This window comes from Pseudomonas rossensis, from assembly GCF_039888995.1.
In the GTDB taxonomy this organism is placed as follows: Bacteria; Pseudomonadota; Gammaproteobacteria; order Pseudomonadales; family Pseudomonadaceae; genus Aquipseudomonas; species Aquipseudomonas rossensis.
Genome location: NZ_JBBWCB010000035.1, coordinates 43,534 through 50,144 on the forward strand (window position 1 = coordinate 43,534; position 6,611 = coordinate 50,144).

Below are 6,611 nucleotides of genomic sequence, written 5' to 3' on the forward strand. Positions count from 1 at the left end.
CTCATGGTCGACCAAAAAGATCTGCAGAATAACCGTGTTGAGATTGGCCAAGTGCGTGAAGCCACTTTTGATCCGGTAGTCGGTGAAAGCGTTGTCCTGGCGCTCAGGGTGCGCTCGTCCAGCACCCAGTTGGCGGCGTCGAATATAGAGGTGATCTTTACGGTCGAACAAACGCCTTGGCGGGTGGGTACCGACGACACTGGCTGGGCAAGTTTTACCTATAAGGCCGACAGACCAGGGGACGTTGTAGTGGTCGCTACGCTGGACAGCGTAAACGATGGCCCCGAGGCTGCTCCATTACATACATTCCGCTTCAAGGCACTGGCCGCGGGTGTCTGGGACGATGCCCAGATCCAACTGAACACCGATTCGGTAACCGTCTGGGGCGCCGAGACCCGGTTCCCCCGGCTCACTCAGTCGCATACCGTCAAATTGTCGGTAGCCAATGCGAATAGCCCTTTGCTCGGTCGCGACGTTTGCCTGGGATTGAAGGGCTACTTCTCGGCCAGTGAACTGGGATTGACCGTGACGCCAGCGTTGGGTGAGTCCCGACGATTGACCTCAGCCGGTTTGAGTTGGCAGTGCACCGGCACGATCGGCGGCGCTTATGCATTGCAACTGGCGGCCTCTCGCCTGCTCATGAAGTCACCGGTCAATGCGATGTCGTTGGGGGCATTCATCCCCACGACCGGGTTGCCTGCCGGTATTACTTACCGGGTGGGTGATCAACTGTCCGAGGTGAAGGGTTCCGAGATTGTCGTGAGGATTCCGTTGGGAGCCTCTGTTGTGTTCAGCATTTCGGTTCCTTCCGAGATGCTGAATGGGATGGCGTCGTTCGAATTGCTTGAGGGGCGGGACGTAGGTTTTTCCTCGATGCTTGATTCCCCACAGCAGTTCAGCCAACGGACTAAAGAATGGAAAGTTCTGGCTTCGGTGTGGGGACTTGACGAGTACATCTTTCGGTTGACGTACTCCGCTTTCCCGGATTCTCCACAGATACTGAAATTTCTGGTCGAGTAATCTGACGTTGACCCCGATCAATGGTCAGAAGGCTCCCGCTTTTTTCCAGCTCAAATACCGCGTCACCAACTCGGCCCCCAGTTCTGCGGGCCGAGCATCCACCACCTGCACTCCATGAGCACTCAACCGCTCATGGAGTTCAGCCCGGTCATTCAAGTAATCCACCGTCCCGCAATAGGCCAGCGCCTCCGGCAAGGTTTGCACCGGCGTGTGTCGCAGGTTGTCGAGCAGGTCTTCGCGCAGGCTCGCCACCAACACCCGATGCTGCTTGCTCAGGCGCTTGACGGCGGTGAGCAGTTCGTCATCGTCTTCGTCCCGCAGGTTGGTCACCAGCACCACCAGAGCCCGGCGTTTTTGCCGGGCCAATAATTGGTTGGCGGCGGCCTGGTAATCGGCGGGGCGCTGGGTGCTGTTGAGGTCGTAGACGGTGTTGAGCAGGACCTTGAGTTGTTGAGTGCCTTTGACCGGGGCGAGGTAATGCGGGCGGTCGCTGGCGAAGGTACTCAGGCCTACCGCATCGCCTTGGCGCAGGGCGATGTAGCTGAGCAGCAGACAAGCATTGAGCGCATGGTCGAAATGCGCCAGTTCACCGTCCTGGCTGCGCATGCGGCGACCGCAGTCGAGCATGAAGATGATTTGCTGATCGCGCTCGTCCTGGTACTCGCGAGCAATCGGCGTGCGTTGTCGGGCGGTGGCTTTCCAGTCGATCTGGCGCAGGCTGTCGCCTTCACGAAATTCACGCAGCTGATGAAACTCCATACCCAACCCGCGACGCTGGCGCTGGCGGACGCCGAGCTGGCTGAGCCAGTTGTCTACCGCCAACAGTTGGCCGCCGTAGAGGCGGGCGAAGTCCGGGTAGACGCGGGTATTGTCGACCACGTTAAGCAGGCGTTTGCCGGACCATAATCCCAAGGGGCTCGGCAGGCTGATTTCGCACTGTTCGAAAGTGAAGTGGCCGCGCTTCAGAGGGCGTAGACGATAGCCGATCTGGCTGTGCTGGCCAGGTTGCAGGTCGACCGACAGGGGCAGGTTTTCGAAGCTCAAACCTTCCGGAACATGGTCGAAGATCTGAATGTTTAGTGGTTGAGTAAAGTCATGCTCGACTTCCAATCGCACTTCACCCCATCTGCCGAGTGCAAGGCTGCCGGGCATTTGTCGTTGGAGGCGGGGCGAGGGCAGTCGTTTGAGACGGACACCGTCGAGTACTGCCAAGGCCAGCAGTGCCAGCAGCAATCCCCAGTTGATCGACAACAGGCTCGAGGGAACCGAAATGTCCAGTGCCTGCAACGCGCCCAGCACGATGCCGATGGCCAGCAACACGGCGAGCCAGATCAACAGAAGCCGGGACGGTTTCATTGCGTGACACCGTGTGGCCTGTTGAAAAGATCGCAGCCTACGGCAGCTCCTACGCCAAACACAAACCCCCGTAGGAGCTGCCGAAGGCTGCGATCTTTTCTGGTGTCGACGCGAATCTCGAGCACGGCGTTCACACTCTTGGCGCCGGCACTTGATCGAGCAGTTGCTTGAGTACTTGATCGACGTCCAGCCCTTCTATGTCGAGTTCCGGCGCAATCCGTACACGATGGCGCAACACCGCCAGGGCGCAGCCTTTGATGTCATCCGGAATCACAAACTCGCCGCCACGCAACAACGCTCGCGCCCTTGCGCAGCGCACCAGGGCAATGGAGGCCCGAGGCCCGGCGCCGAGGATCAGGCCCGGCCAGTTGCGGGTGGTGCGGGCCAGGCGCACGGCATAGTCGAGCACTTGATCGTCCAGCGGCAGATCACTGGCAATGCGCTGCAAGGCCAGCACGTCCTTGGCTTGCAACACGGTGCGCAGCGGTTGCACATCGAGCATGTCGGCCCGGGTCGAGCGGCTGACCTGGCGGACCATGTTCAGCTCCTGATCGGCGTCGGGGTAATCCATGCGCACCTTGAGCATGAAGCGGTCGAGCTCGGCTTCGGGCAGCGGGTAAGTGCCTTCTTGTTCGATGGGGTTTTGTGTGGCGAGCACCATGAACGGTTGCACGATGGGCAGGGCGCGGCCTTCGAGGGTGACTTGCCGTTCCTGCATGGCTTCGAGCAGCGCGGCCTGGGTTTTCGCCGGGGCGCGGTTGATTTCGTCGGCGAGTAAAAGGTTGGTGAACAACGGACCTTTGCGCAGTTTGAATTGCTCGGTCTGCAAGTCGTATACCGCATGCCCGGTGACGTCGCTGGGCATCAGGTCCGGGGTGAACTGGATGCGCGCGAATTCACCGCTGAAGCAGCGAGCGAGGGCGCGCACCAACAATGTTTTGCCCAACCCCGGCACGCCTTCGAGCAGTACGTGGCCACCGGCGATCAGCGCGGTGAGGACGTCGTCGATCACGGTGTTCTGGCCGATCACGGCTTTTTGCAGTTCAGTTCTTACTGCTTGGGCCAACTGGCTGGCGCGTTGGCGCTGCTGGGCGGCGTGGGTCTGTGTGCCGGGCTCGATCTGTTCACTCATAAGGCGTTCCTCAAGGTTTGCAGGTGGGCGACCTGGCGGCTGAATTCAGCGCTGGACTGCCGCTGCTTCGGTCGCGGGCTCATGGCCTGGCTAATAGCGCGTGTGGGTTGGCCGGTCAGGCGTGCGAGCACCAGCCATTGTTCGGCAACGCCGAGTTGTTCATAACCTTGATGACGGCGCCGCACGCGCCGCAGGATGTCTTGCTGCAAGGCGTGCAGCAGGTGGTCCTGACCGTTGCGGCGCAACATGAAATCGGCGCTGGCGCGCAGGTGTTCCTGAAGTTGACGACGGGCCCTTGGGGCTGGTTCCAGCAGCGGACCCTGGCGCACGCCGACGTGCCAGACGCCAAGACCGATCAGGGCAAAAAGTGCGACCAGAGCCTGTGGGAAATAGCGCAGAAGCAAGGTCAGCAGATCGTCGTGATCGGTATTGAACAGCACGGTCACGTTCGTGTCCGCGGTCAGGTACCAGAGCAGCCAGGCGTTGTCGTACTGGTCGATGGCCGGGGTTTTCCACAGGTCGGCGTCGGTGACCACGGTGATCGAACCGAGCCCTTGATTGAGCTGCATCATGTGCGTGGCCTTGCCGCTGTTGGCCCAGGCTTGCGCGAGGTTTTTCGGGTCTTCGAGATGGAATGCGGTATCAAAACCGGCGTAGGCCGGCGCGTTTTCGTCTTCCAGATACAGCTTGGTCAGCTTGGGGTAAGGATCGTTGTCGATAGCGGGCGGCGGGTCCTTGAGGTCTTTGCTCAGCGACTGGTGCAGCTGCACCCGGTCGAGCAGCAGGTCATTGCTTTGGCCGGTCTTTTCATCCCACAGCGACTGGGCAACAAACAAAAGTCGCCCGCCGGCCCGGGTCCAGTTCAACAGCTGATCGATCTGGCGCGGGGTCATGTTGTACCGGTCCCCGAGCAATAACAGGCTGTGCTGATGCGGTTCCAGGGTGGGCAGAATGTCGAGGCTGTTGGCGTGGCTGACGGTCAGGTTCTGTTTGCGCAGAAAATGCTCGGCAGCAAGGTAAGGATTGGCCTGGGCTTCGGGCGAGGGGCCGTGATCGATGTCTGCCTGATAGGGCGTCGCCTTGACGTACAGATAAACACTCAGCGCGATCAATAGCACGGCGATGAACACGCCGACCGCCAGCCAGCGTTGCCGGTTCAACGCAACGCTCCCGGGCCGAACAGGGCTCGCCAGCCGTCACAGAGTTCCTGTTGCAAATGCGCGGGCGGCAGGCGATGCCCGTAGGCCATGTTCTGCCAGTGCCCGGTCAGGTTTTTACTGAAGGCCAGCAAGGCAGGTTGTTGCAATTGTTCAATGCGCGCCAGGACCTGGCCTTCGGTGTCGGCGGGTTTCAACGCCATGTTGAAGTCGTGCAGCAAGTGGCTGAGCAAGCCGCGATAGAGCAATCCGAGCGCCTCGCGAGGGTGGGTTTGCCAGAGGCGTTCGGCGCTGGCGGCGATGTCGGCGGGCAGGGTTTCGCGGTTGAGGTCCAGGCCGAAAGCCTGTTGCGGTAACGGCCGCGCGACCTTGCTGTTCAAGGCCGGTCGACGGCTGACGAAGGCCTGCAACCAGTCACGGTAATGCCAGATCAATAAACCAATGGCACCGATCACGACACCCCACAACACAACTTCAATCAGCGTGGCCGCTGCGCCGAAGCGTTGGTTGTCCAGAAGCTTGAGCAGCGCCTCCAGCCATTCGGGTGTTTGGTCATCGTCCGCCGTATCGGCGGCGGGTTTGTCCTCGCCAAACCGATAGCGCGTGACCGATTCCTTGTTCCTGAATGGAGGCTGATCGAGGATCGCCTTGATGCTGTCCCGGGACGCCTGACTGGTCAGTGGCTGGTCCAGCAGGCGTGGGCTGTCGGGTGAAATGACCGGCTCGGCGGCCCACACGGTTTGCGCTGTCGGCATCAACAGGAACGCCGCCAGCAGCAGGGTGACGGCGGCGCTGCTCAAGCGTTGGCGCATGCGGCGGAACACCAGCTCGATATCCCAGGCCTCCAGCACCGTGCGCCGATTCAGATAAAGGCTGAAGCCGCAGGCGACATAAACCGGTTCCCAGACAATGAGCACCAGTGCGTAAAAGGCATTGGTCAGGTGTTCCAGCCAACGCCAGTCCTGTGTAGCGGCGGTGATCAAGGTCTGCCAGCTCCAGTCGAGTTCGACCTGTTGCGGCAAGAACATGTAGAACAGCACCATCAGGCCGATCCATAACGCGCTTTCCAGATGCACGCCGATGATCGTCAGCCACTGCGCGGCGCCGGCATTGCGTTGCAGCAGCACCCGCAAGCGCTGTTGTCGCGCTTGCCCACTCAGCCCTTCGAGTTGCACCACCGGCATCAGGAAACTGCGACTCAGGCTCAGTCGTCGCCAGGTCAGACTCGCCAGCAGTTGCGGTTTGAGCAGCCGCGGAAATTGGCGCAACGCCTGCTTCAGCGTGGGCGTTTCGCCGAACATGGCTTTGGAGAGTATGTACAGCGGCAGGCGGTCGAACACCGGTTTCAGCCACCAGAAAATGAACACGGCGAGGGAGGGCGAATCCCACAGCACCCAGCTGAGCAGGGCGAAAACCGGCAAGGTCACGATGGCCCAACTGGTCATCAACAGGCGTCGATGGCGCTGACTCAGCAGCACCCCCAGGTCCATGGCTTCCCAGGTAGTGCGCGGGCGGATGACAACCGTGGCGTCACTCAGGCGCATGGCGGGTCCGTCCGGCAAACAGCAGGTAAGTCGCCACCAACAACCAGAGCGCTGCACCGACCAGGTATTTGGTCATTGGCGAGACCCCGATCGTGGACGACCAGTACGCTTCGATAAATGCCGCAATCAGCAGAAACAGCATGACCCCGCAAATCAGCAGCACGCTCTTGCGTGCCGCCAATCGCAGGGCTTCGGAGCGGGGCAGGCGCCCCGGCGCGATCAATGCCCAACCCAATTGCAGGCCGGCGGCACCGGCCAGTGCGATAGCACTCAGTTCGAAGGCCCCGTGGCCAACCACGAATGACCAGAAGGTTTGCCCGTAGCCGATGTGCGTCAGGTGCCCGGCCACCGCACCAATCATCAAACCGTTGAAGAACAGGAAAAACGCGCTGCCCAGGCCAA

At 60.8% G+C, this 6,611-nt stretch carries 6 protein-coding genes; 1 reads left to right on the forward strand and 5 read right to left on the reverse strand.

Translation table 11 applies throughout. The annotated features are described in order from the left end of the window. Nucleotides 1–3: 3 nt before the first annotated feature. On the forward strand, nucleotides 4–1,020 hold the full coding sequence (locus WLY71_RS12085) for a hypothetical protein (RefSeq protein WP_347803722.1): 1,017 nt from the start codon (nucleotides 4–6) through the stop codon (nucleotides 1,018–1,020). A gap of 24 nt (nucleotides 1,021–1,044) precedes the next feature. Here WLY71_RS12085 and WLY71_RS12090 read toward each other — a convergent pair whose 3' ends face one another. The 5 genes from WLY71_RS12090 to WLY71_RS12110 all read right to left on the reverse strand — a co-directional run. Continuing rightward, nucleotides 1,045–2,376 (reverse strand): DUF58 domain-containing protein, encoded by a 1,332-nt coding sequence (locus tag WLY71_RS12090; RefSeq protein WP_347803723.1) that lies wholly within the window; start codon nucleotides 2,374–2,376, stop codon nucleotides 1,045–1,047. A gap of 130 nt (nucleotides 2,377–2,506) precedes the next feature. Beyond that, a complete protein-coding gene (locus WLY71_RS12095) occupies nucleotides 2,507–3,508 on the reverse strand; it encodes an AAA family ATPase (RefSeq protein WP_347803724.1) in 1,002 nt (333 codons plus the stop codon). Next, nucleotides 3,505–4,668: a DUF4350 domain-containing protein gene (locus WLY71_RS12100; protein WP_347803725.1), complete on the reverse strand. Its 1,164-nt coding sequence runs from the start codon at nucleotides 4,666–4,668 to the stop codon at nucleotides 3,505–3,507. Before WLY71_RS12100 ends, WLY71_RS12095 begins: the two co-directional genes overlap by 4 nt. Beyond that, entirely contained in the window at nucleotides 4,665–6,209 is a 1,545-nt protein-coding gene (locus tag WLY71_RS12105) for a DUF4129 domain-containing protein (protein ID WP_347803726.1), read from the reverse strand. The genes WLY71_RS12100 and WLY71_RS12105 overlap by 4 nt, the downstream gene beginning before the upstream one ends. After that, nucleotides 6,196–6,611, reverse strand: a 416-nt coding sequence (locus tag WLY71_RS12110; protein WP_347803727.1) for a stage II sporulation protein M, incomplete at its 5' end; no start/stop codon positions are given. The genes WLY71_RS12110 and WLY71_RS12105, both read right to left, overlap by 14 nt.

What these genes read in the sequence shown, in the direction of transcription:
- WLY71_RS12085 (WP_347803722.1), top strand. Translation starts at nt 4, where the DNA reads ATGGTCGACCAAAAAGATCTGCAGAATAACCGTGTTGAGATTGGCCAA.
- WLY71_RS12090 (WP_347803723.1), bottom strand. Translation starts at nt 2,376, where the DNA reads ATGAAACCGTCCCGGCTTCTGTTGATCTGGCTCGCCGTGTTGCTGGCC.
- WLY71_RS12095 (WP_347803724.1), bottom strand. Translation starts at nt 3,508, where the DNA reads ATGAGTGAACAGATCGAGCCCGGCACACAGACCCACGCCGCCCAGCAG.
- WLY71_RS12105 (WP_347803726.1), bottom strand. Translation starts at nt 6,209, where the DNA reads ATGCGCCTGAGTGACGCCACGGTTGTCATCCGCCCGCGCACTACCTGG.